General features: G+C 59.5%; 23 protein-coding genes. 11 read left to right on the top strand and 12 right to left on the bottom strand.

The features are described from left to right. Window positions 1-7: 7 nt before the first annotated feature. Window positions 8-622 (top strand): GNAT family N-acetyltransferase, encoded by a 615-nt coding sequence (locus AB4N74_RS11920; protein ID WP_099756507.1) that lies wholly within the window; start codon window positions 8-10, stop codon window positions 620-622. On the opposite strand, the gene AB4N74_RS11915 is transcribed toward AB4N74_RS11920, so the two are convergent. Both AB4N74_RS11915 and AB4N74_RS11910 read right to left on the bottom strand, forming a co-directional pair. Then, window positions 588-1,481, bottom strand: a complete 894-nt coding sequence (locus AB4N74_RS11915) for a LysR family transcriptional regulator (RefSeq protein WP_186624347.1) — start codon at window positions 1,479-1,481, stop codon at window positions 588-590. The genes AB4N74_RS11920 and AB4N74_RS11915 overlap by 35 nt on opposite strands. Window positions 1,482-1,566: 85 nt before the next feature. Beyond that, on the bottom strand, window positions 1,567-1,797 hold the full coding sequence (locus AB4N74_RS11910) for a hypothetical protein (protein ID WP_093430724.1): 231 nt from the start codon (window positions 1,795-1,797) through the stop codon (window positions 1,567-1,569). A 185-nt stretch (window positions 1,798-1,982) separates the two neighbouring features. On the opposite strand from AB4N74_RS11910, the gene AB4N74_RS11905 reads away from it, so the two are divergent. Further along, window positions 1,983-2,540: an NADPH-dependent FMN reductase gene (locus tag AB4N74_RS11905; RefSeq protein WP_038366013.1), complete on the top strand. Its 558-nt coding sequence runs from the start codon at window positions 1,983-1,985 to the stop codon at window positions 2,538-2,540. A gap of 165 nt (window positions 2,541-2,705) precedes the next feature. Next, window positions 2,706-3,989 carry an arsenic transporter gene (locus AB4N74_RS11900; RefSeq protein ID WP_099756505.1) on the top strand — a complete coding sequence of 428 codons (1,284 nt, stop codon included), beginning with the start codon at window positions 2,706-2,708 and terminating at the stop codon, window positions 3,987-3,989. A gap of 104 nt (window positions 3,990-4,093) precedes the next feature. Here AB4N74_RS11900 and AB4N74_RS11895 read toward each other — a convergent pair whose 3' ends face one another. Next, window positions 4,094-5,044, bottom strand: a complete 951-nt coding sequence (locus AB4N74_RS11895; protein WP_460100341.1) for a DUF1853 family protein — start codon at window positions 5,042-5,044, stop codon at window positions 4,094-4,096. 115 nt (window positions 5,045-5,159) lie between these two features. On the opposite strand from AB4N74_RS11895, the gene AB4N74_RS11890 reads away from it, so the two are divergent. Genes AB4N74_RS11890 through pepN form a run of 6 tightly spaced genes read left to right on the top strand, consistent with a single transcriptional unit; the run spans window position 5,160 to window position 11,676 of the window. After that, the gene (locus AB4N74_RS11890; RefSeq protein ID WP_003224174.1) at window positions 5,160-6,050 is read left to right on the top strand and encodes an NAD(+) kinase; all 891 of its coding nucleotides are present in this window, start codon (window positions 5,160-5,162) and stop codon (window positions 6,048-6,050) included. Continuing rightward, complete coding sequence (locus AB4N74_RS11885) at window positions 6,050-7,021, top strand: metallophosphoesterase (RefSeq protein WP_093430727.1); 972 nt, start codon at window positions 6,050-6,052, stop codon at window positions 7,019-7,021. The genes AB4N74_RS11890 and AB4N74_RS11885 overlap by 1 nt, the downstream gene beginning before the upstream one ends. After that, window positions 7,018-7,887 (top strand): rhomboid family intramembrane serine protease, encoded by an 870-nt coding sequence (locus tag AB4N74_RS11880; protein ID WP_257355375.1) that lies wholly within the window; start codon window positions 7,018-7,020, stop codon window positions 7,885-7,887. The genes AB4N74_RS11885 and AB4N74_RS11880 overlap by 4 nt, the downstream gene beginning before the upstream one ends. A 33-nt stretch (window positions 7,888-7,920) precedes the next feature. Beyond that, complete coding sequence (locus AB4N74_RS11875; RefSeq protein ID WP_007919229.1) at window positions 7,921-8,181, top strand: YeaC family protein; 261 nt, start codon at window positions 7,921-7,923, stop codon at window positions 8,179-8,181. Beyond that, complete coding sequence (locus tag AB4N74_RS11870) at window positions 8,178-9,008, top strand: DUF2797 domain-containing protein (protein ID WP_093430729.1); 831 nt, start codon at window positions 8,178-8,180, stop codon at window positions 9,006-9,008. Before AB4N74_RS11875 ends, AB4N74_RS11870 begins: the two co-directional genes overlap by 4 nt. 10 nt (window positions 9,009-9,018) lie before the next feature. Then, the gene (pepN, locus tag AB4N74_RS11865; RefSeq protein ID WP_460100336.1) at window positions 9,019-11,676 is read left to right on the top strand and encodes an aminopeptidase N; all 2,658 of its coding nucleotides are present in this window, start codon (window positions 9,019-9,021) and stop codon (window positions 11,674-11,676) included. Between the two features lie 284 nt (window positions 11,677-11,960). Here pepN and katG read toward each other — a convergent pair whose 3' ends face one another. Together katG and AB4N74_RS11855 are read right to left on the bottom strand one after the other, a co-directional pair. Next, a complete protein-coding gene (gene katG / locus AB4N74_RS11860; RefSeq protein ID WP_099756501.1) occupies window positions 11,961-14,231 on the bottom strand; it encodes a catalase/peroxidase HPI in 2,271 nt (756 codons plus the stop codon). A 151-nt stretch (window positions 14,232-14,382) separates the two neighbouring features. Beyond that, complete coding sequence (locus AB4N74_RS11855; protein WP_460100333.1) at window positions 14,383-16,593, bottom strand: LTA synthase family protein; 2,211 nt, start codon at window positions 16,591-16,593, stop codon at window positions 14,383-14,385. A 419-nt stretch (window positions 16,594-17,012) separates the two neighbouring features. Here AB4N74_RS11855 and AB4N74_RS11850 point away from each other — a divergent pair, with 419 nt between their 5' ends. Further along, a complete protein-coding gene (locus tag AB4N74_RS11850) occupies window positions 17,013-18,029 on the top strand; it encodes an ABC transporter substrate-binding protein (protein WP_038365959.1) in 1,017 nt (338 codons plus the stop codon). Between the two features lie 33 nt (window positions 18,030-18,062). On the opposite strand, the gene AB4N74_RS11845 is transcribed toward AB4N74_RS11850, so the two are convergent. From AB4N74_RS11845 to AB4N74_RS11835, 3 genes are all read right to left on the bottom strand, one after another. After that, the gene (locus AB4N74_RS11845) at window positions 18,063-19,646 is read right to left on the bottom strand and encodes an alkaline phosphatase D family protein (RefSeq protein ID WP_460100330.1); all 1,584 of its coding nucleotides are present in this window, start codon (window positions 19,644-19,646) and stop codon (window positions 18,063-18,065) included. Window positions 19,647-19,707: 61 nt separating this feature from the next. After that, entirely contained in the window at window positions 19,708-19,905 is a 198-nt protein-coding gene (locus AB4N74_RS11840; protein ID WP_194933138.1) for a helix-turn-helix transcriptional regulator, read from the bottom strand. Continuing rightward, window positions 19,902-20,276: a hypothetical protein gene (locus AB4N74_RS11835; RefSeq protein ID WP_093430735.1), complete on the bottom strand. Its 375-nt coding sequence runs from the start codon at window positions 20,274-20,276 to the stop codon at window positions 19,902-19,904. The genes AB4N74_RS11840 and AB4N74_RS11835 overlap by 4 nt, the downstream gene beginning before the upstream one ends. 221 nt (window positions 20,277-20,497) lie before the next feature. Between AB4N74_RS11835 and AB4N74_RS11830 the strand changes: the two genes are divergently transcribed. Further along, window positions 20,498-20,995: a cupredoxin domain-containing protein gene (locus AB4N74_RS11830; protein ID WP_257355369.1), complete on the top strand. Its 498-nt coding sequence runs from the start codon at window positions 20,498-20,500 to the stop codon at window positions 20,993-20,995. Between the two features lie 80 nt (window positions 20,996-21,075). On the opposite strand, the gene AB4N74_RS11825 is transcribed toward AB4N74_RS11830, so the two are convergent. The 4 genes from AB4N74_RS11825 to AB4N74_RS11810 form a co-directional block, all read right to left on the bottom strand. Further along, a complete protein-coding gene (locus tag AB4N74_RS11825) occupies window positions 21,076-21,555 on the bottom strand; it encodes a copper chaperone PCu(A)C (protein WP_116254890.1) in 480 nt (159 codons plus the stop codon). Continuing rightward, on the bottom strand, window positions 21,555-22,160 hold the full coding sequence (locus AB4N74_RS11820) for an SCO family protein (RefSeq protein WP_007915980.1): 606 nt from the start codon (window positions 22,158-22,160) through the stop codon (window positions 21,555-21,557). The genes AB4N74_RS11825 and AB4N74_RS11820 overlap by 1 nt, the downstream gene beginning before the upstream one ends. 156 nt (window positions 22,161-22,316) lie before the next feature. Then, on the bottom strand, window positions 22,317-23,711 hold the full coding sequence (locus AB4N74_RS11815; protein WP_460100324.1) for an efflux transporter outer membrane subunit: 1,395 nt from the start codon (window positions 23,709-23,711) through the stop codon (window positions 22,317-22,319). A gap of 33 nt (window positions 23,712-23,744) precedes the next feature. Next, window positions 23,745-24,539: a helix-turn-helix transcriptional regulator gene (locus AB4N74_RS11810; RefSeq protein WP_095047888.1), complete on the bottom strand. Its 795-nt coding sequence runs from the start codon at window positions 24,537-24,539 to the stop codon at window positions 23,745-23,747. Window positions 24,540-24,723 lie beyond the last annotated feature (184 nt).

The raw sequence follows: 24,723 nt of genomic DNA, 5'->3' as shown, positions 1-24,723 counted from the left end.
TCCCAGTATGCAACCGGTCATGAATCCGAAATACCCAGGGCTGTCGGTGCGCGTCGCCGATGAAGGCTTTGCGCCGTATATCTGGGGCAGCGACTTCAGTTTCGAGGTCACCGCCTATGGCGCTGCCGTGATCGGCCAGCCTGTCGAGCAATGGCGGGTGACGCCGATCGTGCCGTACCGCAAGTGCTACGGCATCGATCCGGAAGAGTTCAGCGCCTTTCATAACGCGCCCGACAGCGCGATTTTCATGGCGTATCTGGATGATCAGCCGGTCGGCCATCTGGTGATCAGTACCAACTGGAACGGCTTCGCCCATATCGATGAGCTGGCGGTGCATGCGCCGGCGCGGCGCCATGGCGTGGCCAAGGCGTTGCTCGATGTCGCGCAGTTCTGGAGTCGCAAGAAAAAACTGCCGGGGATCATGCTCGAAACCCAGAACAACAACCTCGGCGCTTGTCGGTTGTATGAGCGTTGCGGCTACGTGATTGGCGGCGTGGACCAGTTGCGCTATCGCGGCATTGATCCGAACACCGCCGAAGTGGCGCTGTTCTGGTATCGATTGTTCGATAATCCGCTGGAAAACCCGCTCAGCTCGCCAGCATCGCCTCGGCTTGTTCCGTGATGATCGCCAGTAGCGTCTGAATCGCCGATGCCGGCGCGGTGTGCTTGAACGTCAGGGCATAGAGGCTGATCGGCACCGCCGGCGACAGTGGGCAGACATCCAACCCTGCCGGACGCGCGCCCAGTGCGGTGAACGGATCGACGATGGCCAGGCCTTCGCCGGCCTCGACCATGCTGCGCATCATCTGATGGGTTTGTACGCGGGTCTGGATGCTCGGTGCCGGGCGCAACGCCTGGAGTTTGTTTTCCAGCGCCGGGCTCAGCGGGTCCTGGCCTTCGAGGCCGACCATGGCCTGGCCAGCGAGATCCTGCAGGGAAATGTATTTCTGTTTCGGTTGCAGCCAGCCATGGGGGGCGAGCAGTTGCAGCTTGCCCTGGGCCAATGGCCGGCAATCAATGTCGGGGTGTTCGGGATCGTGCAGGCTCAAGCCGAGATCGCTTTCACGTAACAACAGGCTGCGGACGATATCGCGGGTTGGCGCGCTGAGCAGGCTGCACGGTGCATCGGGCAGGCGTCGGCGCAGGGCGGCAAGGCTTTGTGGCAGTAATTGTTGCGCCAGCGGCGGGGTGCCGATGATGCGCAAGGGTGGGGCGAGGTATTGCTTGAGGCTGCTGGCCAGGCGCTGCACCGGCTCCAGCGCTTCATAAACGTGGGCGATTTCGACCTGCAATGCCCGCGCCTCGGGCGTCGATTGCAGGCGCCCGCGTACGCTGGCGAACAGCATGAACCCCAACTGACTCTCGGCTTCGCGCAAACGCTCTTCGACCTCGGCCACCGGCAACTCCAGCCATTCGGCGGCAGTGCCCAGGTGACCGGTCTGCAAGAGCGCCTGAATCACTTCGATATGACGTAAACGCATGCGTGAAGTCCATGTTCAGCAGGTGGGGTCAGTGGCTGAATCCTACCCCAACTCTGCGCATATGACTTCTGCTCATAACGGCCAGTTATGAAGCGACGGTGGTCTCAGGCTCTCGGGTCAGGGTGATGCCTGACTGAACCAGGAGAAACTCATTGTCGTTGACCTTGTTGACGCGATCGCCAATGGCCAGTTTGTAAATCGGCTCCGAGCCAGTGGAACCGTCTGCCGACGGGTTGGATTCCTGGAACTCATGCACGGAATAAACGCGGCCTTCCGCATCTCTTGCATGGAACTGACCGACCAGTACTGCTGCCATCTGCTTAGAACCTCTGGAGATAAAACGCTTGATTTGCGGCTTGGTAGACCGCCATCAAGGCCTGTAAGTTTTCCTACAGGAAAAAAATAATCAGCGCGCGGGAATTTCCCATTGTGTGCTGGTGGAATCGTCACCGGATCATCTATAACTAGTGGCTCCTCCCACGGACCATCGAGAGTTCTTCCATGAGCAATGTCTACAACGTCGCTGTAGTGGTCGGTAGCCTGCGCAAAGCTTCGATCAATCGCAAAGTCGCCCTGGCACTGGCGGAGCTGGCCCCGGCGAACCTCAAGCTTGAGATTGTCGAGATTGGCGATCTGCCACTGTATAACGAAGACATCGACGGCGATTCACCGCCGGCAGCCTACAGCACTTTCAGGCAAAAAGTGGGTTCTTCCGACGCGGTGCTGTTTGTCACGCCCGAGTACAACCGTTCGGTGCCGGCGCCGTTGAAGAATGCCATCGACGTCGGCTCGCGGCCTTATGGCAAGGCTGTCTGGAGTGGCAAACCGGGGGCGGTGATCAGTGTATCGCCCGGTGCGATCGGTGGTTTCGGGGCGAATCAGCATCTGCGCCAGTCGTTCGTATTCCTCAATGTGCCGTGCATGCAGCAACCGGAAGCGTATCTGGGCGGCGCGGGTTCGGCGTTTGACGAGGCGGGCAAGTTGAGCGAGTCGGTGAAACCTTTTCTGCAAAGCTTTATCAATGCCTACGGACAATTCGTAGAGCAACACAAAAAATAAGCTCACCGAAATCCCTGGCACAACAGACATCCTGTGGGAGCGAGCTTGCTCGCGAAGAGGCCATCAGCCACACATCATGGGTGACTGACAGTCCGTCTTCGCGAGCAAGCTCGCTCCCACAGGTTTTAGTGTTTAGCTCTTCTACTTAATTTAAGGCTGTTGCGGATGCTCGCTGCGTCACTGATTTTCCTGCTGACCATTACCCTTGTCATCTGGCAACCCAAAGGCCTTGGCGTCGGCTGGAGTGCGACGCTTGGCGCGGTGTTGGCGCTGATCTTCGGCGTCGTCCACCTCAGCGACATTCCGCTGGTGTGGCAGATCATCTGGAACGCCACCGGCACCTTTGTCGCGCTGATCATCATCAGCCTGTTGCTCGACGAAGCCGGGTTCTTCAACTGGGCCGCGTTGCACGTGGCGCGTTGGGGGCGGGGCAGTGGGCGCAAGCTGTTTGCTTTTATGGTGCTGCTCGGCGCATTGGTGTCGGCGTTGTTCGCCAATGACGGCGCGGCGCTGATCCTCACACCGATCGTGATTTCGATGTTGCTGGCACTGCGCTTTTCTCCGGCGGCGACGCTGGCGTTCGTGATGGGCGCGGGGTTTATCGCCGATACCGCGAGCCTGCCGCTGGTGGTATCGAACCTGGTCAACATTGTTTCGGCAGACTTCTTCCACATCGGCTTCAACCGCTACGCAGCGGTGATGGTGCCGGTCAACTTCGTCAGCGTGGCGGCGACGCTGGGCATGCTGCTGTGGTTTTTCCGCCGCGATATTCCCTCGGCGTACGACCCTGAGCAACTCGAACATCCCGAAACCGCGATCCACGATAAAGCCACGTTCTACGCTGGTTGGGCGGTGTTGGTGATTCTGCTGATCGGCTGCTTTGCGCTGGAGCCGCTGGGCATTCCGATCAGTGCTATATCTGCCGTGTGCGCCGCGCTGTTGCTGGGCATCGCCGCCCGCGGCCACAAGATTTCCACGCGCAAGGTGATGAAAGAGGCACCGTGGCAGATCGTGATTTTCTCGTTGGGCATGTACCTGGTGGTGTATGGCCTGCGCAATGCCGGGCTGACCGGGTATCTGGCCGGTTGGCTGGATGTCTTTGCCGGTCATGGCGTTTGGGGCGCGGCAATGGGCACGGGTGTGCTGACCGCGTTGCTGTCATCGATCATGAACAATTTGCCGACGGTGTTGATTGGTTTGTTGTCGATTGATGCCAGTCAGGCCAGCGGAGTGGTCAAGGAAGCGATGATCTATGCCAACGTGATTGGCAGTGACCTGGGGCCGAAGATCACGCCGATTGGCAGCCTGGCCACGTTGTTGTGGCTGCATGTGCTGGAGCGCAAGGGGATTCATATTGGCTGGGGGTATTACTTCCGGGTCGGGATTGTGTTGACGGTGCCGGTGTTGTTGGTGACGTTGGCGGCTTTGGCTTTGCGGCTTTCACTTTAGACCGAGGTGACCCCATCGCGAGCAGGCTCACTCCTACAGGGGAATGCATTCCAAATGTGGGAGCGAGCTTGCTCGCGAAGGCGTCATATCAAACACCAACAAACTCAGGCCTGGCCGGGGACATTCGGCCAAAGATCCGACACCAGAAACAACCGCTCAGCCTCTTCCCATTCCCCCTGCGCGTTCTCGGTCAGGCGCACCATCAGCTGTGCCGGGGCCAGCGGCGCAAGATCCTCCAGCCACATGCGTAAATGCTCCATGGTCCACGTCTGGTCCGCCGGATAATGCGCCGGTGCCAGCCAGGCGTGGCGGGGCAGGGGTTGCCAGCGTCCTGCCGGACGTTGAGCGACGAATGCTGGCCAATCCTTCTGATGCAACCAACTGCCGCGCAAATGCTGCGGGTGCGCACCGCTCGGTGATTCAGCGGGCCCGGGCCACGGATACAACAAGTAACCACCGAGCCACAGCTGCGCGCTGAACACCTCGATATCCAGCGCCGCCAGCACTTCGCGACTTTCCGGGCGCGCCGAGATCGGCAATTGATGCTCGGCCAGATGCGCCAGTTTGCGATCCAGCCGATCATGACAACCCGGGCCTAGCCACTGCGCGGGATCACGACCGTCGCCATTTTGCGGGCCCAGATAAAGCTTGATCGCCAGTTCCAGGTGATGCACGCCGTCGCGGTCACGCAACAGCATGTCCAGCTCGCCGAGAGTATGCCCCTCACGACGGATCGGCAGGTTGGCGGCGATCAGCTCAATGCCCGGCGCATGCTCCACGGCAAACTGCCACAGCCGTTCGTAATACAGGCCCAGACGCCGCGTGCGCGCCTGCGACAGCCAATGCAACAAGCCATAACTGTCGCGGTCGAGCTGGCGCAACCAGTGCTCCAGCCGCTGCGGGTCATGCACCCAATCGCTGCCCGCCAGCGGATGACGCTGCGGCCATGGCGTGGTGGCGAGCATCGGCGGGGCGAGGATCACCCACGCCAGATCCCGCACTTCCGGGTGGCGTAATTGGTGGGGCAACTGAAGCAAATCGGGAAACAGGATCATCTTGCGAGCATAGCCTGAAACATGAGCGCACCCTTGAGGCTGAAAGGATTTTGTCTAACCGGCGCTTTCGCCCATAATCGTGCTTTTCGCGTTTTCGATTGTCCGCAGAGGTCCCATGGAGCAATTTCGTAATATCGGCATCATCGGTCGCCTGGGCAGTTCCCAGGTGCTGGATACCGTCCGCCGACTGAAACGGTTTCTGCTCGATCGTCACCTGCATGTGATCCTCGAAGACACCATCGCCGAAGTCCTGCCGGGCCACGGTTTGCAAACCTCGTCGCGCAAAATGCTCGGCGAAGTCTGCGACATGGTCATCGTCGTCGGCGGTGACGGCAGCCTGCTCGGCGCCGCACGAGCGCTGGCCAAACACAATATTCCGGTGCTGGGGATCAACCGTGGCAGCCTCGGCTTCCTCACCGACATTCGCCCGGACGAGCTGGAAGTCGAAGTCGCCAAGGTGCTCGACGGCCACTATCTGGTGGAAAACCGCTTCCTGCTGCAAGCCGAAGTGCGCCGCCACGCCGAGGCCATTGGTCAGGGCGATGCGCTCAACGACGTGGTGCTGCACCCCGGCAAATCGACCCGGATGATCGAGTTCGAGCTGTACATCGACGGTCAGTTCGTCTGCAGCCAGAAAGCCGACGGCCTGATTGTCGCGACGCCGACCGGTTCCACCGCGTATGCGCTGTCTGCCGGCGGGCCGATCATGCATCCCAAGCTCGATGCCATTGTGATTGTGCCGATGTACCCCCATATGTTGTCGAGCAGGCCAATTGTGGTCGATGGCAACAGTGAGCTGAAAATCGTCGTGTCGAAAAACATGCAGATTTACCCGCAAGTCTCCTGCGATGGGCAGAACCACTTCACCTGCGCGCCGGGCGACACCATCACCGTCAGCAAGAAAGCACAGAAGCTGCGGCTGATTCATCCGCTCGACCACAACTACTACGAAGTCTGCCGCACCAAGCTCGGCTGGGGCAGCAAGTTGGGTGGTGGAGGCGACTGATGCTCGATCCCGCGCGCAGTTATGACCTGATTGGTGACGTGCACGGATGCGCCCTGACCCTTGAACACTTGCTGGACCGTCTCGGTTATCACAAGCAGGGCGGGGTCTGGCGGCATCCATCGCGCATGGCCGTGTTCGTCGGCGACATCATCGACCGTGGCCCGCGCATCCGCGAGGCGTTGCACATCGTCCACGACATGGTCGAGGCCGGTCAGGCCTTGTGCATCATGGGCAACCACGAATTCAACGCATTGGGCTGGAGCACGCCGGCGCCGCCAGGCAGCGGCAAGCAGTTCGTTCGCGAACACACGCCGCGCCACGCGCGTCTGCTGCACGAAACCCTGACCCAGTTCGAAGACCACCCCGGTGACTGGCACGATTTCCAGCGCTGGTTCTATGAGTTGCCGCTGTTTGTCGACGCCGGCCGCTTCCGCGTCGTGCATGCCTGTTGGGATGCCGGCCTGATCGAGCCGTTGCGCGCGCTGTTCCCCAATGGCTGCATCGATGAACACTTCCTCCAGGCCTCGGCCGTGCCGGACAGCTTTGCCTGCACCGTGTTCGACCGTCTGTTGCGCGGCACCGACATGCGCCTGCCGGATGGTCTGACCATGACCAGCGGCGACGGTCTGGTGCGTTCGTTCTTCCGCACCAAGTTCTGGGAAGACGATCCGAAGACTTACGGCGATATCGTTTTCCAGCCTGATGCACTGCCGGATCCGGTGGCGCAGAAGCCACTGACGTCCAGCGAAAAAAACAACCTGCTGCGCTACGGCGTCGACGAGCCACTGCTGTTCGTCGGCCATTACTGGCGCAGCGGCAAACCAGCGCCGATCCGTCCGAACCTCGCGTGCCTGGATTACAGCGCGGTGCTTTACGGCAAACTGGTCGCCTATCGTCTGGATCAGGAAACACGTCTGGATCCGCATAAATTTGTCTGGGTCGATGTCGAGCGGCCGGAGGTGCTGCAATGAGTGCGGTAGCGGTATTGCGTCTGCCGTTGGCGGTGGATTTGAGTGGTTTCGTCAAGCTGCTGCAACGCATGCAGGTCCCGCATCGGGTCAGCGAAGAGGCGGGCGAGCAGGTGTTGTGGGCGCCGGCGGAAATCAGCGAAGACGTGCGCTCCTTGTACGAACGCTTCCCGGCGGGTGATCCCGATCAGCAAATGGACATCCCCGTTACGCAGACCTTCAAGCGGCCGAGCTTCGCCGAGCAACTGAAATACGCCAAGGCCACCGGGTTCATCCTGTTGTTGTGCCTGATCGTTGGCGGATTGACGTACCTCGGCGAGAACCTGCAAACGCTGCGCTGGCTGACCTTCCTCGACTTTCAGGTGGTCGGCGAGTACATCCATTTCACGCCATTGGCCGACAGCCTGGCGGCAGGGCAGTGGTGGCGTCTGGTCACGCCGATGCTGATCCACTTCGGCATCCTCCACTTGGCCATGAACGGCATGTGGTACTGGGAGCTGGGCCGGCGTATCGAGTCGCGCCAGGGCAGCATCAATCTGATCGGCCTGACGCTGCTGTTCAGCCTGGTGTCCAACTACGCGCAATTTGCCTGGAGCGGCGCGACCTTGTTCGGCGGCCTGTCCGGCGTGCTGTACGGTTTGCTTGGACATTGCTGGATCTTCCAACTGCTGGCGCCGAACCCGGCCTATCGCCTGCCGCGTGGCGTGCTGGTGATGATGCTGGTGTGGTTGCTGGTGTGCATGTCCGGGCTGATCTCGATGATCGGTTTCGGCGAAATCGCCAACGCCGCCCACGTCGGCGGGTTACTCATCGGATGCTTCACCGGTTTGTTGGGCGGTTTGTATAACCGCCGTAAACTGGCCGCCTGAAATTTTCAGTAGATAAAGAGCACGGAGACCCTGATGTCCTCTTTTAACGACATGATCAACAACATCACCCCGGACATCTACGAGAGCCTGAAACTGGCCGTGGAAATCGGCAAGTGGTCCGACGGTGGCAAACTCACCGCCGAACAGCGCGAACTGTCGCTGCAGGCGATGATCGCCTGGGAAATCCAGAACCTGCCTGAAGACCAGCGCACCGGTTACATGGGCCCGCAGGAATGTGCATCGAAGTCGATCGAAGTGCCGAACATTCTGTTCAAATCGGATGCCATCCATTGATCGAGATTGGCCGCGGTGCAATCAGCAAAATGTCGGCGCGCCTGGACGGGCCGAACGTGCAATACGCGTTTCGTCTGGATGACGTCGAGGTGCCGGTCAATCCGTTGATTGGCAGCACGGTGCGTCTGGAATACCTGGGGGCGATTCACTGCACCCATTGCGGGCGCAAGACCAAAACCAGTTTCAGTCAGGGTTACTGCTACCCGTGCATGACCAAACTGGCGCAGTGCGACCTGTGCATCATGAGCCCGGAGCGCTGCCACTATGACGCCGGCACCTGCCGCGAGCCGGAGTGGGGCGAGAAATTCTGCATGACCGACCATGTGGTTTACCTGTCCAATTCGTCGGGGATCAAGGTTGGCATCACTCGTGCTACGCAACTGCCGACTCGCTGGATCGATCAGGGCGCATGTCAGGCATTGCCGATCATGCGCGTCTCGACACGGCAGCAATCGGGCTTCGTTGAAGACCTGTTCCGCAGTCAGGTCGCGGATAAAACCAACTGGCGCGCGCTGCTCAAGGGCGATGCGGCGGCGGTCGATCTGGCGCAGGTACGTGACCAGTTATTCGAAAGCTGCGCCGAAGGCCTGCAAGGTTTGCAGGAGCGATTCGGCCTACAGGCTATTCAGACGATTGCCGATGTCGAACCTCTCGAAATCCGCTATCCGGTCGAGCAATACCCGGCCAAAATCGTCAGCTTCAACCTGGACAAGAACCCGATTGCCGAAGGCACGCTGCTGGGGATCAAGGGTCAGTACCTGATCTTCGACACCGGCGTGATCAATATTCGCAAGTACACGGCTTATCAGCTCGCCGTGCATCAATAAGGACGCCAGCATGCGCACCGAACAACCGAAGATGATTTACCTGAAGGACTATCAGGCGCCCGAGTACCTGATCGACGAAACACACCTGACCTTCGAGTTGTTCGAGGATCACAGCCTGGTCCACGCGCAGTTGGTGATGCGCCGCAATCCGGCACGTGGCCCGGGCCTGCCGCCGCTGGTGCTCGATGGCCAGCAGTTGGAGTTGCTCTCGGTAACGCTGGCGGATCAGGAACTGTCTGACGGCGACTACCAGCTCACCGAAAACCACCTGACCCTGCAGCCGACCAGCGAAAGCTTCACGGTCGACACCAGCGTGAAGATCCATCCGGAAACCAACACCGCGCTGGAAGGCCTGTACAAGTCCGGCACGATGTTCTGCACCCAGTGCGAGGCCGAAGGTTTCCGCAAGATCACTTATTACCTCGACCGCCCGGACGTGATGAGCAAGTTCACCACCACCGTGGTCGCCGAACAGCACAGCTATCCGGTGCTGCTCTCCAACGGCAACCCGATTGCCTCGGGCCCGGGCGAAGACGGCCGGCACTGGGCAACCTGGGAAGACCCGTTCATGAAACCGGCGTACCTGTTTGCGCTGGTGGCCGGTGATTTGTGGTGCGTTGAAGACAGCTTCACCACCATGACTAACCGCGATGTTGCACTGCGCATTTACGTCGAGCCGGAAAACATCGACAAGTGCCAGCACGCGATGAACAGCCTGAAGAAGTCGATGCGCTGGGACGAAGAGGTTTACGGTCGCGAGTACGATCTGGACATCTTCATGATCGTCGCCGTCAACGACTTCAACATGGGCGCAATGGAGAACAAAGGCCTCAACATCTTCAACTCCAGCGCCGTACTGGCCCGCGCCGAAACCGCGACCGACGCCGCACACCAGCGCGTTGAAGCAATCGTCGCCCATGAGTATTTCCACAACTGGTCGGGCAACCGCGTGACTTGCCGCGACTGGTTCCAGCTGTCGCTGAAAGAAGGTTTCACCGTATTCCGTGACTCGGGCTTCTCTGCTGACATGAACTCGGCCACGGTCAAGCGCATTCAGGACGTGGCTTATCTGCGCACCCACCAGTTCGCCGAAGATGCCGGCCCGATGGCCCACGCTGTGCGCCCGGACAGCTTTATCGAAATCTCCAACTTCTACACCCTGACCGTGTATGAGAAGGGTTCGGAAGTGGTTGGCATGATCCACACCTTGCTCGGTGCCGAAGGCTTCCGTAAGGGCAGCGATCTGTACTTCGATCGCCATGACGGCCAAGCGGTGACCTGCGACGACTTCATCAAAGCGATGGAAGACGCCAACGGTGTCGACCTGAGCCAGTTCAAGCGCTGGTACAGCCAGGCCGGCACGCCGCGTCTGGCGGTGAGCGAGTCGTACGACGCTGCCGCAAAAACCTACAGCCTGACCTTCCGCCAGAGCTGCCCGGAAACCCCGGATAAAGTTGAAAAACTGCCGTTCGTGATTCCGGTCGAACTCGGCCTGCTCGACAGCCAAGGTAACGAAATTGCCTTGCGTCTGAGCGGCGAAGCATCGGCGCAAGGCACCACCCGCGTGATCTCGGTCACCGAAGCCGAGCAGACCTTCACCTTCGTCGACATCGCCGAACAGCCGCTGCCCTCGCTGCTGCGCGGTTTCTCCGCGCCGGTCAAGCTGAGCTTCCCGTACAACCGCGATCAGCTGATGTTCCTGATGCAGCACGACAGCGACGGCTTCAACCGCTGGGATGCCGGTCAGCAACTGTCGGTGCAAGTGCTGCAAGAACTGATTGGCCAGCAGCAGAAGGGCGAGAGCCTGAAGCTTGATCCGCGCCTGGTCTCGGCGCTGCGTACGGTGCTGTCGGATGAGTCGCTGGATCAGGCCATGGTCGCCGAAATGCTTTCGTTGCCGGGTGAGGCGTACCTCACTGAAATCAGCGAAGTGGCGGATGTCGATGCGATTCATATCGCCCGTGAGTTCGCTCGTCAGCAACTGGCGGAAGGTCTGTTCGAAGCGCTGTGGCTGCGGTATCAGGCCAACCGTGATTTGTCGAAAAAAACCCCGTATGTGGCCGAAGCCGAGCACTTCGCCCGTCGTGCGCTGCAGAATATTGCGCTGTCGTACCTGATGCTCAGCGGCAAGCCGGAAGTACTCGCGGCGGCGCTGGAACAGTTCGAAACAGCCGACAATATGACCGAGCGCCTGACCGCGCTGGCGGTGTTGGTCAATTCGCCGTTCGAAGAGCAGAAAGCCTTGGCACTGGCCAGTTTCGCCGAGCACTTCAAGGACAACCCGCTGGTTATGGATCAGTGGTTCAGCGTGCAGGCCGGCAGCACCTTGCCGGGCGGTCTGGAACGGGTGAAAGCGTTGATGCAACACCCGGCGTTCAACATCAAGAACCCGAACAAGGTGCGTGCACTGGTCGGTGCGTTTGCCGGGCAGAACCTGATTAACTTCCACGCGGCGGACGGTTCCGGTTATCGCTTCCTCGCGGATCTGGTGATTGAGTTGAACGGCTTCAACCCGCAGATCGCTTCGCGCCAACTGGCGCCGCTGACGCGCTGGCGTAAATATGACGATGCGCGGCAGGCGCTGATGAAGGCTGAGCTGGAGCGGATTCGGGCGTCTGGGCAGTTGTCGAGTGATGTGTATGAGGTGGTGAGCAAGAGCCTGGCTTGATGGTGTGTTGGTGTCGGTGTTCCAGCTGTTGCCGGCCCTCACCCTAACCCTCTCCCAGTGGGAGAGGGGACTGACCGAGGTGGATGGTTGAGTTACACCGACCTGAAAGTCCGGAGCCGAACTCAGGACTTGAAAAGCACGAAGATCGGCTCCCTTTCCCCCTCGCCCCCCTGGGGGGAGAGGGCTGGGGTGAGGGGGTAGGATTCACGCATCACCACAAACCCCAAGCCGTACACATAAAAAAACGCCGCATTAACCAATGCGGCGTTTTTTTTGACTAAAAGTTACTTCAGGTCGAAACGATCCAGGTTGGTGACCTTCGTCCACGCCGCAACAAAGTCCTTAACAAACTGCTCCTTCGCATCCGAACTGGCATACACCTCAGCCAGCGCCCTTAATTGCGCATTGGAACCAAACACCAGATCAACCCGCGTCGCCGTCCACTTCACGCTGCCGGTTTTACGGTCACGCCCCTCGAACTCATCCGCATCCCGTGACGTTGGCTTCCACTCCACCCCCATGTCCAGCAGGTTGGTGAAGAAGTCATTGGTCAGTGCTTCCGTCTGCGAAGTGAACACACCATGCCGGGTTTGCCCGACATTGGTGTTCAACACCCGCAAACCGCCCAGCAGCACAGTCATCTCCGGTGCGGTAAGCGTCAGCAGTTGCGCCTTGTCAATCAGCAACGCCTCGGCCGAGACGGTGTATTTGCCTTTGCTGTAGTTGCGGAAGCCATCGGCAATCGGTTCAAGGAAGCCGAAGGAATCAACATCGGTTTGCTCTTGGGTTGCATCCGTACGCCCCGGGGTGAACGGCACCGTGACCGAATGGCCGGCGTTTTTCGCTGCTTGTTCGACTCCGGCATTGCCCGCCAACACGATCAGGTCCGCCAGCGAGACTTTCTTGCCAGCAGCGCCGCTGTTGAAGTCGTTCTGAATGCCCTCAAGGGTTTGCAGCACTTTGGCCAGTTGCTCAGGCTGGTTGGCCTGCCAGAACTTTTGCGGTGCCAGACGCAGACGGCCACCATTGGCGCCGCCGCGCTTGTCGGAGCCACGGAAGGTCGAGGCAGCGGCCCATGCGGTCGAGACCAGTTGCGACACCGAAAGGCCTGACGCGAGGATTTTGCCTTTCAGCGCAGCCGCGTCGCTGTCGTCGATCAGCGGATGAGTGACATCCGGAATCGGATCCTGCCACAGCAATTCTTCGCTCGGCAGTTCCGGGCCGAGATAGCGCGACAGCGGGCCCATGTCGCGGTGGATCAGTTTGTACCAGGCACGGGCGAAGGCGTCGGCCAGTTGATCCGGGTTGGCGAGGAAGCGCCGCGAGATCTGCTCGTAAGCCGGGTCGAAACGCAGCGCCAGGTCGGAGGTGAGCATGGTCGGCGAAAGCTTTTTGCTCGGATCATGGGCATGCGGAACGGTGCCGGCACCGGCGCCGTTTTTCGGAATCCACTGATGCGCGCCAGCCGGGCTTTTGGTCAGTTCCCACTCGAAACCGAACAGGTTTTCCAGGTAGTTATTGCTCCACTTCGTCGGTGTGGTGGTCCAGGTCACTTCCAGACCGCTGGTAATGGTGTCGCCACCCTTGCCGGTACCGAACGCGTTGCGCCAACCGAGGCCTTGTTCTTCGAGGCCGGCCGCTTCCGGCTCAGGCCCGACGTTATCGGCTGGGCCGGCGCCGTGGGTTTTACCGAAGGCGTGACCGCCAGCGATCAACGCGACGGTTTCTTCATCGTTCATGGCCATGCGGCCGAAGGTTTCGCGGATGTCGTGGGCTGAAGCGACGGGGTCTGGATTGCCTTCCGGACCTTCGGGGTTCACGTAGATCAGGCCCATTTGCACGGCGGCGAGCGGGTTTTCCAGATTGCGTTCGCCCTGATCGGTGCGGCTTTCTTCTTTGCCGTGCAGATCCGGTTCAGCCACCAGCGTGCCGTCACCGGGCTCCTGCATGGCGGACTTGTCTTTGCCATAGCGGCTGTCGCCGCCCAGCCATTCGTGCTCCGAACCCCAGTAAACGTCTTCGTCCGGCTCCCACACATCGGGGCGGCCACCGGAGAATCCGAAGGTTTTGAAACCCATGGATTCCAGCGCGACGTTCCCAGTGAGAACGATCAGGTCGGCCCAGGAAATATTGCGGCCATATTTCTGCTTGATCGGCCACAGCAGGCGCCGGGCCTTGTCGAGGCTGACGTTGTCCGGCCAGCTGTTCAGTGGAGCGAAGCGCTGTTGCCCGGAGCCGGCGCCACCACGGCCATCGGCGGTGCGATAGGTGCCGGCGCTGTGCCAGGCCATGCGGATGAAGAGGGGGCCGTAGTGGCCAAAGTCGGCTGGCCACCAGTCCTGAGAGTCGGTCATCAGCGCATTGAGATCTTGTTTCAGCGCCTGGAAGTCCAGGCTTTTGAAGGCTTTGGCGTAGTCGAAATCCTTGCCCAACGGATCGGACTTTGGCGAATGCTGACTGAGGATTTTCAGGTTGAGTTGATTCGGCCACCAGTCACGGTTCGTCGTGCCACCACCGGCGGCGTGGTTGAACGGGCATTTCGATTCGTTTGCCATGTTCGGGTCCTTATCAGGTCTGCTACGGCCGGCTCGTGCCGACTTCGGACTAGTAAGGCTAGACCCGACTGGGGAAGTCAGCTAATAGGCCGACTATTGGACGTTGATAGTCAGAACCTTTTACTGCGCGCTCGCCCCTATAGGACCTTGATCAGGTGGATTGGGCCGTGTCGTCCTCCGGCACGTCGTCAAGGATGTCCTCTTGCCCTGGCAACTCGGTAATCACACTGAAATCCGTCACCTCAACCGCGCCCAATCCATACCCCAGCAAATGGAAAGAAAACGCTTTGCGCTCTTGCGGGTTGTCGAAGCTGAAGTTCATTTCCAGTGGCTGCTCGGCGGTTGCCACCATCTCCTGCGGCAGGCCAATCTGCACGTCCTGTTCAAACTCTTTGGCCTTGAGCTGAATGTACGCCGCTTGTTGCGGATCGACTGAGCGCACGGTCAGGCGCACGCGGGTGTGCGAGCCTTTGGGCATTTCCAGGTACTGCGCGCCGATCAGGTTGTCGGCCCAGTCATCCTTGATTTGCGCTTGCAGCGGGATGACGTTGGTGCTGCCGAACTGATAGCGATGATTGAGCGGCGTGCGCAGCAGCGACAGGTCGAGAGCATTGGCGCGGGCGGCGATCTGCCGGGCCGGATGACCGCTGTAGTTGCCTTTGTACGTGGCGCTTTCAGCGATGAACCCGGCGCTTTCGTAATAGCGGCAGCGGCGCGGCATGTCGCACTCGGAAAAAATCCCCTGACCGTTGTGATAGCGCAGCTTGCCGTTGGTGAACGACATGATTTCGCGGCCGCTGTCGTAGTCGCGAAACAGCGAGCGGCCGCTCAGCGCGGAAGGCACCGGCAGGTCGAAGTAGTCGAGGATGGAAGTGCTCAGATCGACATGGCCATACACGCCTTTGTTCAGCCGTGGCAGTTGTTCATGCTCCGGCGCCAGGGTCAGGTTGAAGCCCCATGAAGAGGCCAGGCGCACGCCGTCGATGCCGTGGGATTCGTCCGAGGTGATCACCACCAGCGTGTCTTTCAGGACGCCCTGGTGCTCGAGGCCGCTGAGGAATTGCTCCAGCGCATCGTCGAGATAACCGACGGCGGCCTGTTTCGGCGTTTCGTAGCGCTCCAGGTATTCCTCGGGCGCGGAGTAGGGCTGATGGGTGCCGACGGTCAGCAATGTCAGCATCCACGGCTTCTTCTGCTTTTTCAGTTGGCCGACATAATCCAGCGCGCCTTCGAAAAACGCCTTGTCATCCTTGCCCCACGGGAATTCCAGATAATTGCTGTTGCTGAACCATTCCAGACCGTGCGTCGCATCGAAACCAATGTGCGGCATGATCTTGTCTTTGGCCATGAAGCGCAGCCCGGCACCTTGCAGATAGTGCGTGCTGACGCCGTGTTCGCGCAGCTGCGCCGGCAGGCAGGCCTGATTGCGCTCGTTGAGGGTGAGCATTTCCACGCCTTTGGGCGTGCCGTTGTTGAGTTTGTCGTAATCGCCGCAGAGCATCGCGTACAGACCGCGAATGGTCTGGTGCGTATGCAGCACGTAGTCCGGGGTGTTCATGCCGCGCTCGGCCCAGCGGCTGAGGTTGGGCATCAGGTCTTCCTGATAATGGCTGCCGATCGCCTCGCGGTTGGCGCGGATGTAAGCCCCGGGAATGCCTTCCAGCGCGATGATCAGCACGTTGCGTGCTTGTCCCGGCGCGGCCAGCAGTTTCTGCCCGTTGAGGTCGACGTCGGTGAGCCCGGCCATGGCCGGCGCGGGTTCTTCGACATCGCCGTCCAGCCATTCCTCGGCCTGGATCTGCAGATCGGCGACCTCGCTGGCCAGCAATTGGTGCGGCAGGTTGTACTGGCGCCACGGATCCGCTTCGTTCGGCCACAGGTTCTGCGCGCCCCAGTGGGCGGCGAACAATACCAGCGGCGCGCTCCAGGCTGCGCGGGGCAGGGGCGGACGTGGCAGGTTGCGGTTGGCAAACCGGGTCAGCAGCCAGAACAGCAGGGCCAGTAGCAAAGTGATGCCCAGCGCAGGATGGGCCAGACCGCCACCCGTGGAGTTTTCCACGAACTGCGGATCGATCAGGTAATGAATGTCCGTAGGCGTCGGCAGCCGACCGACCGCGCTGACCAGTTCAGCGGTCGCCACCGCCAGCAATCCCCAGAACAGCAACACCGGCAAGGCCAGCCACCACGCCCGGCGATGCAGCAACACCACCAACAGGCTGCCGATGGCCAGATCCGACAAATAGCCCAGCGGTGCCGACCAACCCAGCGCCGCACGCAGGCACAGCGGCACCACCAGCACCAGAACAATCAGGGAAAAGAGACGGGCATGCGGCTGCCGCAACCGGTTAAAAAGAGCGCTCACAAAAAAGACCTTCCAGCCATTAAATCGTCATAAAAGTGTGCGCGATGATACCAAGGGTGAGCTGTCTGATCGCCCTTTTAAACCCTCAGCTGATGCGCTGGTGCGGTGGCCTCTGAAGGTGATGGAGTGTCTGCAGGCCTGACCCGCCTTCGCGTGGCACGGCAATCGACGATATTGAGGCTGGTGGATTTATTGTTTCAGGCTGTTTAACCCGTCGAGCCGCCACCGGATTCCAATGTAGGAGTTGCGGCACGCTGCGATCTTTTGATCTTGTTATCGAAACCCGGAATCAAAAGATTGCAGCCTCCTTTCGCTCGACAACCCGTGCTATCGATATGCGATAAAGGTATTTAATTTCTGTTTTTTATAGCGATAAAGTCAGGCCTTTCAGCACACCACCCCCATGCTGCGAGGTTGTCATGGCCACACCGTTCAAACGTTCTGCACTGACTCTGTTGGCCGCCTCCCTGGCCGCGAGTGCGTTGTTCAGCACCGGCGCCCAGGCTGAAGGCAAGATCAGCATCGCCCAGCAATTCGGCATCGGTTACCTGATTCTCGATGTAGTGCGCGACCAGAACCTCATCGAAAAACACGGTAAGGCGCAGGGCCTCGACATCAAGGTCGACTGGAACAGCATCTCCGGCGCTACGGCGATGAACGAGGCGCTGCTGACCGGTTCGCTCGATGTGGTTTCGGCGGGCGTGCCGCCGATGCTCACCGTGTGGGATCGCACCAAAGGCAAACAGAACGTCAAAGCCATCGCCGCGCTGGGTTCGATGCCCAACTATTTGCTGACCAACAACCCGAACATCAAAACGCTCAAGGACTTCACCGACAAGGACCGCATTGCCGTGCCGGCCGCCGGTGTCGGTTTCCAGTCACGCACCTTGCAGATCGAAACCGCCAAGGAATTCGGTGACGCGCAGTACAAGAAATTCGATGACATCTCAGTCAGCCTTCCGCATCCCGATGCAACGGCCGCGCTGATCGCCGGCGGCTCTGAGATCAACTCGCACTTCTCCAGCCCGCCGTTCCAGTACCAGGCGTTGCAGAATCCCAACGTGCACAAAGTGCTGAGCTCTTATGATGTGCTCGGCGGTCAGGCGACATTCAACGTGCTCTACACCACGGAAAAATTCCACGACGAAAACCCGAAAACCTATAAGGCGTTCTACGACGCTTTGGCTGAGGCTGAGAAAATCATCAAGGCCGACAAACCGGCGGCGGCTCAGGCTTATATCCGTGTCGAGCAGTCGAAGTTGCCGCTGGCCCTGGTCGAGCAAATCGTCAAAGACCCGGAAATCGACTTCACCGTGGTGCCACAGCGCACCTTTATTTATGCCGAGAAATTGCAGGAACTGGGCGTGCTGAAGAACAAGGCCGACAGCTGGAAGGATTACTTCTTTGAAGAGGCGCATGGTGGGGCCGGTAGCTGAAGAACCCGGCCCGGTGCAGGGGATTTCCGGAACTCAACCGGCAGGCTCGATCAGTCGCGTAATGGGGTGATCGTGCCCCTCGACGTGCCATTTCACCCACAACCGATTGCGCCCGTCGGAACTTTTGTCTGGCTCGATGGACAGCCAGTTACGACTGGCAATCAGGCAATTTCCGTCGTATCCAATGGCTTGCATCTCGGCAGTAAGGTCGGTGTCGATCTTTTCCCGGGTACCGGTGATCGTTTCCAGGCTTCTGATCGTCAGCACAGGCAGAGGAGGATGGACGATGCCGGTTGAAATCAACTGATGGATGACTTCTGCACCATTGTCGATATGCCGGGGGTTGGCCGAACGAATGACGCTGGCGGCCGCTACATGCACATCCCCGGAGACAATGGTGACTTTGCATTTCGCCAACTTGGCGAAATCGAGCAACCCATTGATCAGTTGCTTGCGCTCGTTTTTGTGCGGCTGATGGCGCCAGTGGTCGCGGAAATCATCCTCCGGTCCGATCTCTCCCGGAATCCATCCGATCAGGGCCTCAAGCAGCGCAAGGTTGACGAACGATACTGGAACGCTGGATATGAACAGCAGGTGTGAAGGTTTGCTGGCCGTCAGGCTTTTGATCCAGGTAAACATCTGCGAGATGCTTTTTTGCGACATGATTTGCGTGGGCTGTTTGAGCTGGCCGTTTCTGCCCTTGATGTCGGGTGCACGTTCAGACCTGAGGTCGGGAACGACAATGGCGAGGCCGCCGAGGCCCTCAAAAGCGAAGGTATGCCCCTGGCGAGTGATCGCTCCCGGGCGGCTCTCGGTTTCGTCAACCTGTAATTGGTAAAGACGAAAGTAATAGCTGGCAATACGGAACAGCCCTTGGTGTACGGGGCTTTCATGCAGGGCCTGGGGATAGGAACCCCAACCGTCGATGATGTCGTGATCGTCCCACATCATTAGGGTCGGAACGCAACTGAGCATGTTCAGTATCTGTGGTCTGGCCCAGTATCGCGGGTAAACACTGGCGAAAAACTCGTCTGCCTGAACTTCCATTTCTTCAGTCCACAGAGTGTCATCACGATTCCAGGAGAACTGTTTGTACCATTCATTCAAGGGGCCTTGAGTCTGTAACAGTTCATCGCTGTAAATCTGATCGCCTCCCATGACCAACAGATGGTACTCGGCTTGCTTGTGGGTCTGCGCGAGATGACTCCAGCGTTCGGCATAGCGATCTGCCAGCGAATTCAGGTATTTGACGTCCGACACACCGTTGCACGAGGTGTAAGCGATGCGGGGAGCCTGATCCAGAGGCGGGACGTGAAATGAGCCCGACACATCTCCCAAGTCATAGTCGATCTTCAACTGCGTTTTACTTTGCTGGATCTGCATGTCCAGTCGCCAGACGGCCATGCGCGGTTTGATCAAAGGAATCCGGGCAATCCGTTTGATCGTCGGATTGTGTGCCTGCGCGACCTGCGTAGTGGGTGCCGGTGCGTTGAGGTCTTGCACCAGCAGGGCAGATACACAGTATTTCTGATTCTGAATACCGCGAAAGCTCAAAACCGGGCCAAAGGGACTCATGTTGTCGTCCTCGCTGACAATAGAAAAACAGATGCCACGCAATGCCGTGGTGTCTCCGAGCGTAGTCCGTTTTTGCAAGTAGCGAGGACGCTAGGGGAGCGTTTCAGTTCATGCCATCATCAAAAATGCTTTCGATTGATAACTCGAACGCCCGAGCAATCTGAAAGGCCAGTGGCAGGCTCGGGTCGTAGCGTTCGTTTTCAATCGCGTTGATCGTCTGACGCGACACGTTCAGGCGTTCAGCCAGATCGACCTGCGACCATTTGCGCTCGGCGCGCAATTCCTTGAGGCGGTTTTTCATTGGTAGCGGCGTCGCGCAATGTGCAGACCGACAATCCACATCAGCCCCATCACCGGCCATACACACGTCCACGGAATGTGCGGAGCGCCGACGTTTTCCAGAAAACCGTAGCTGAAGGTCAGCAGTGCCGAGGCGGCGAAGGCAAAACCCAACGCCTCAAACTGGATGCGCAGATGCATCTCGTCCATGCGCCGCATGTTGCGCACGATCGCCCAGCACATCAGTCCCGCCGGAATGACCGGCGTCACTGCGACGGCCGAGCGCAGCACGATGGGGGCGTCCATCAGGTATTGCGAGGCAACCAATGAGGCTGTCAGCACCAGCATGTAGATGATTAATGCTGCGCCCAATTCGAGGTAGTACCGGTTCATTCTTCACTTCCTATGTAAAAGACCCTTTACATGGTCGCCGAAGATTTATCCGATGTAAAGCACGCTTTCCATCACGCTGGTCGCCTCGAACATGCTGGTGTCGGAGCAGTTGCAGCGTAGGGGCACGCGTTCTGGACAGCGTAATAACCACTCAGTAGCATTCGAACTCAACGGATTATCCCTTCGCACGTCGTCCGACGTGCAACGCTCAAGGAATCGACATGCGCGAGACCCCCAATGACCCACAACGAACCGTCGTGACCTTGGTCAACGGCGAGATTCACCATGAAACCCAGATCAGTTTCAGCTCCATGTCGCTCGTCGATGGCGAAATTCGGGTGCATCGTGCTGAAGGTAATCAGCTAGACATTCCGGTGGCCGGGGCGGACTTCGCTTGGCGCATTGATCTGGATGGGGTGCACAGAGTACCGGTGACGCAGGCAGCGGTTGAACCGGTTGAACCGGTGCGTGCCGATGACAGCTTGAAGTTGTTCACCTCGAAAAACGTGTGGATCACCCTCGGGCTGTGGTTCTTCGTCAGTTCGGTGTTCGGTTGGCTGGGGATTGTGGCGGCAGGCGGATATCTCGGTTACCAGTGGCGTGAGGTGGAAAAGCGCAAGGGACAGTTGGCCAAGGCGCCCGTAGATAAGGCCGTGCCCCGTTCCGGCTCGGGAATGTCACGGGAAAGTGTGCGCAAGGCATTGGCCCGCAGGCGTTAATGCGGCGCCCATCAAAGACAAAAAAAGGGGCGGCCTGATTATCGATCAGGCCGCCCCTTTTTTATTGCCGCTCAGTCAGATCAGTGCATTTTGCTGTGATCGTGACCTTCCATGTTGGTCAGCGCACGAACCGGTGCCTTCACTTCGATGGTTTCTTTTTCGCCCTTGGCGTTTTCCACGGTCAGGGTCAGCGGTACGCTTTCGCCTTCTTTGAGCTGACCGTTCAGGCCCATCAGCATCACGTGATAGCCGTTCGGATCAAGCTTGACGGCTTTGCCGGCCGGCAGCTCGACGAACTTCACCGGGCCCATGCTCATGACGTCGTTCTTCATGGTCATTTCGTGGATCTGCACGTCTTTGGCCGCCGGCGTCGCGACGCTGAGCAACTTGCTGTCGCTGTCGGCGGTGAGGGTCATGAACGCGCCGCTGGCGGACTGGGTCGGCACGGTGGCACGGACCCAGGCTTCGTCGACTTTGGTCTGCGCGGACACCTGGAACGCCAGGCCCAGCAGAGACAGACCGATGACAGCGCGTTTGATGTGGTTCAGAACAGGTTGCATCAGCAAACCTCCATAACAGTAAGCAAATCTTCCGTGCATTGTTCTGCCGAAAGCGAGGTGGACAGACCCAGGCGCAAGCCGCCGTTGGAGTCGTAAACGTAACTGGTGGCAGTGTGCGAGATGGTATAGGTGTCGCCGGCCGGGACTTTCTCGTAGAACACGTCGAATTCCTTGGCGGTGGCCGCGGTTTCCTCGAGTGTGCCGTACAGCGCAACGAACGTCGGGTCGAAGGCTTTCATGTAGGCGTCGAGGATTTCCGGGGTATCGCGCTCGGGATCGAGGGTGATGAAGATCACCTGCAAACGATCGCCATCGGCGCCCATCAGTTTCTTGATTTTCGCCGCGCGGGCGAGGGTGGTCGGGCAGACTGCCGGGCACTGGGTGAAGCCGAAGAAGACCATCGGCATCATGCCGCGAAAGCTCGACAGCGTCATGGTTTCGCCATCGGTGTTCTTCAGTTTGAAGGTGCGCCCCATGATCTTGTTACTCAGATCCTTGCCGTACTTGTACGACAGTTGGCCGCGGGTGTCGCAGCCGGCGAGCAGGCCGAGCCCGAGTACGCCCATTCCCGCAAGCACCTTGCGGCGAGTCAACAAAGCCGTCATCTAATACCGCCTTTTGCAGCCCGTCAGTCAGCAGGACTGGCGGGGGGTTAACCGTAAAAGCGGCGCATGATACCAAACTGCAGGCAGACGCCGGCCACGGATCGCCGCACGGCAGAGGATCGCGCGACAAAAGGTGTAAGAAAAAGTGACTACAGCTTACTGGACGCTTGATTCAGCGGCGCTCCAGCCCCCGCCCAGCGCGGTGTAAAGGTTGACCTCGGCGACCAGTTGCGCGAGGCGATCGGTGATCAGGCCTTGCTGCGAACTGAACAGCGAACGCTGCGCATCGAGGAACGTCAGGCTGCTGTCGACGCCATTCTGATAACGGTTTTGCGCCAGGTTGTAGTAAGTCTGTGTGGCCGCGACCAGATCGCGCTGCGCCTGCAATTGCTGCTGATACGTGCTGCGCGCAGCGAGGCCGTCGGCGACTTCCTGAAATGCGGTTTGAATCGATTTTTCGTATTCGGCCACCGCCACATCTTTCTGCAATTTCGAATAATCCAGGCTGGCGCGCAGGCTGCCGGCGTTAAAAATCGGCAGGCTGATCTGCGGCTGAAAGGTCCAGGCGCCAGAGCCACCGCCGAACAGCCCGGACAGATCGCGGCTCGACGTCCCGGCATTCGCCGTCAGGCTGACACTGGGAAAAAACGCCGCCCGTGCCGCACCGATATTGGCGTTGGCTGCTTTCAGTTTGTACTCCGCCTGAAGGATGTCCGGACGCCGTTGCAGCAGATCCGAGGGCAGGCCGGCGGGCAGTTGCCGCACCAGCTCGCTGGCCAGTGGGCGGGCGGGCAGTGACTCGGGCACGGGCGCGCCGACCAGCAAGGTCAGGCTGTTCAAGTCCTGGGCGACCTGACGCTGATAGCGCGCCAGATTGGCCCGTGAACTGTCGACGCTGGTTCTGGCCTGCGCCTGCTCCAGCGCTGACGATTTGCCGGCCTCACGGTTGCGGGTGGTCAGGTGCAGGCTCTGTTCATCGGCAGCAAGGGTGTCGCGGGTCAGCTCCAGCAGCTCCTGATCGGCGCGCCAGGTCAGGTAGGCGTTGGCGACGTTGGCCACCAGACTCAGCTCGGCACTGCGCCGCGCTTCTTCAGTCGCAAGCCAGGTTTGCAAGGCCTCCTCGCTGAGGCTGCGCACGCGACCGAAGAAGTCCAGCTCATAAGCGCTGATGCCGAGGTTGACCGAGTACGTCGAATTGATCAGCGCTTTGCCTTGGGTCACGCTCGGCGGCATGCGCTGGCGCAATTCATTGGCATTGGCCGACACCGCCGGCAGCAGGTCGGCGCGCTGGATGCGGTATTGCGCCTGAAAGGCTTCGACGTTGAGTGCCGCCACGCGCAGGTCGCGGTTGTTGACCAGCGCGCTTTCGATCAGTTGTTGCAGCGCCGGATCGGTGAACAGCGTGCGCCAGTCCTCGGCGCTCGTGGCGGGCTGCGTTGCTGTCGGATACTGCGCGGCGGTGGGGGAAGCGGGGCGCTGATACTCGGGAATCAATGAACAACCGCCCATCAGCACCGCGATGGACAGCAGGGAAAGTCGCAACGTCAACATCGAACTGCCTCATGCATATAAAGAGCGTTGTGCTCAGGCCCCGGCCATCCATTTCGCCAGACCATGGCGGCCACTGACGCCGAGTTTGGCCGTGGCGCGTTTCAGGTACGTCTCGATCGAGCTGTTTTTGACCCGCAGCTTTTCCGCCATTTGCGGCACGGTGCCGCCGGTCAACAGGCCCAGGCAGACTTCTTTCTCGCGCACCGACAGGGCGATGTCGCTTAATGCCAGGCGCTCATCGAACACCTGCGCCAGCGGCGCCTGATCCAGCTCGGCCAACGGTTGGCGCGGTTGCCGGGCGAGGATTTGCCGACTGATCTGCGCGTGACGTTCGATCAGCGGCAGCAGGGTGTCGGACAGGCTCTTGAGAAACGACAGCTCCGGCAGGGAAAACACCCGTTGGGTATGCGGTCGGTAAAACGAAATCACGCAACGGCGGTTGGACGTACGCGAAACCAGATTGCATTGATGGGCACTGTGTTGCGGATGGCGAGGCTGGAGCGAGGCTTTCAGTTGAATCAGCAGCGAGTCGTTCATCTCGATCATCTTCTGCAGCAGCGGATGATCGTCGGGGCTTTCCAGCGGATCGGGCGCGGCACAGGTCTGCGTCAAACCGGCGCTGCCCAACGGCTTGATGTCGACCACACTGGCCTGACGTTCATCCAGCGTCCACTCACTGAGATCCACGCGGTTGACCGGCACCAAGGTGTCGACCAACTGGAACATGTTCGTGGCGAAGTGATCATCGCCGGTGCTGGCAATCAACTCACCCAGTTGCCAGTAGAAGTGTGGGTTTTCCATATTACGAATGCTGCCGGTCAGATTCATATCCTTCATCCTTGGTTCAGAGCCATCACTGAATCGTCTGCCGTCTCTGTAAAAGCCGCCCACGCAGTCATTTCTCCTTGAACATGATCTGGAGCGGGATTTAAGCCTATGGATTTGTCCTACGTCTGTAGGGGAAAACAGGGACACAAAGTGCCACTATTTCTGAATATTGGCGCCGGGGTTC

It is taken from the genome of Pseudomonas sp. H3_C08 (assembly GCF_054669455.1).
Note: the sequence above shows the minus strand (reverse complement) of the source record. Positions and strands in the feature narration are given on the sequence as shown.

Bases quoted from the DNA above. Each gene is read 5' to 3' on its own strand.
- AB4N74_RS11920 (WP_099756507.1), top strand. From the start codon at position 8: ATGCAACCGGTCATGAATCCGAAATACCCAGGGCTGTCGGTGCGCGTC.
- AB4N74_RS11915 (WP_186624347.1), bottom strand. From the start codon at position 1,481: ATGCGTTTACGTCATATCGAAGTGATTCAGGCGCTCTTGCAGACCGGT.
- AB4N74_RS11910 (WP_093430724.1), bottom strand. From the start codon at position 1,797: ATGGCAGCAGTACTGGTCGGTCAGTTCCATGCAAGAGATGCGGAAGGC.
- AB4N74_RS11905 (WP_038366013.1), top strand. From the start codon at position 1,983: ATGAGCAATGTCTACAACGTCGCTGTAGTGGTCGGTAGCCTGCGCAAA.
- AB4N74_RS11900 (WP_099756505.1), top strand. From the start codon at position 2,706: ATGCTCGCTGCGTCACTGATTTTCCTGCTGACCATTACCCTTGTCATC.
- AB4N74_RS11895 (WP_460100341.1), bottom strand. From the start codon at position 5,044: ATGATCCTGTTTCCCGATTTGCTTCAGTTGCCCCACCAATTACGCCAC.
- AB4N74_RS11890 (WP_003224174.1), top strand. From the start codon at position 5,160: ATGGAGCAATTTCGTAATATCGGCATCATCGGTCGCCTGGGCAGTTCC.
- AB4N74_RS11885 (WP_093430727.1), top strand. From the start codon at position 6,050: ATGCTCGATCCCGCGCGCAGTTATGACCTGATTGGTGACGTGCACGGA.
- AB4N74_RS11880 (WP_257355375.1), top strand. From the start codon at position 7,018: ATGAGTGCGGTAGCGGTATTGCGTCTGCCGTTGGCGGTGGATTTGAGT.
- AB4N74_RS11875 (WP_007919229.1), top strand. From the start codon at position 7,921: ATGTCCTCTTTTAACGACATGATCAACAACATCACCCCGGACATCTAC.
- pepN (WP_460100336.1), top strand. From the start codon at position 9,019: ATGCGCACCGAACAACCGAAGATGATTTACCTGAAGGACTATCAGGCG.
- katG (WP_099756501.1), bottom strand. From the start codon at position 14,231: ATGGCAAACGAATCGAAATGCCCGTTCAACCACGCCGCCGGTGGTGGC.
- AB4N74_RS11850 (WP_038365959.1), top strand. From the start codon at position 17,013: ATGGCCACACCGTTCAAACGTTCTGCACTGACTCTGTTGGCCGCCTCC.
- AB4N74_RS11840 (WP_194933138.1), bottom strand. From the start codon at position 19,905: ATGAAAAACCGCCTCAAGGAATTGCGCGCCGAGCGCAAATGGTCGCAG.
- AB4N74_RS11835 (WP_093430735.1), bottom strand. From the start codon at position 20,276: ATGAACCGGTACTACCTCGAATTGGGCGCAGCATTAATCATCTACATG.
- AB4N74_RS11830 (WP_257355369.1), top strand. From the start codon at position 20,498: ATGCGCGAGACCCCCAATGACCCACAACGAACCGTCGTGACCTTGGTC.
- AB4N74_RS11825 (WP_116254890.1), bottom strand. From the start codon at position 21,555: ATGCAACCTGTTCTGAACCACATCAAACGCGCTGTCATCGGTCTGTCT.
- AB4N74_RS11820 (WP_007915980.1), bottom strand. From the start codon at position 22,160: ATGACGGCTTTGTTGACTCGCCGCAAGGTGCTTGCGGGAATGGGCGTA.
- AB4N74_RS11815 (WP_460100324.1), bottom strand. From the start codon at position 23,711: ATGTTGACGTTGCGACTTTCCCTGCTGTCCATCGCGGTGCTGATGGGC.
- AB4N74_RS11810 (WP_095047888.1), bottom strand. From the start codon at position 24,539: ATGAATCTGACCGGCAGCATTCGTAATATGGAAAACCCACACTTCTAC.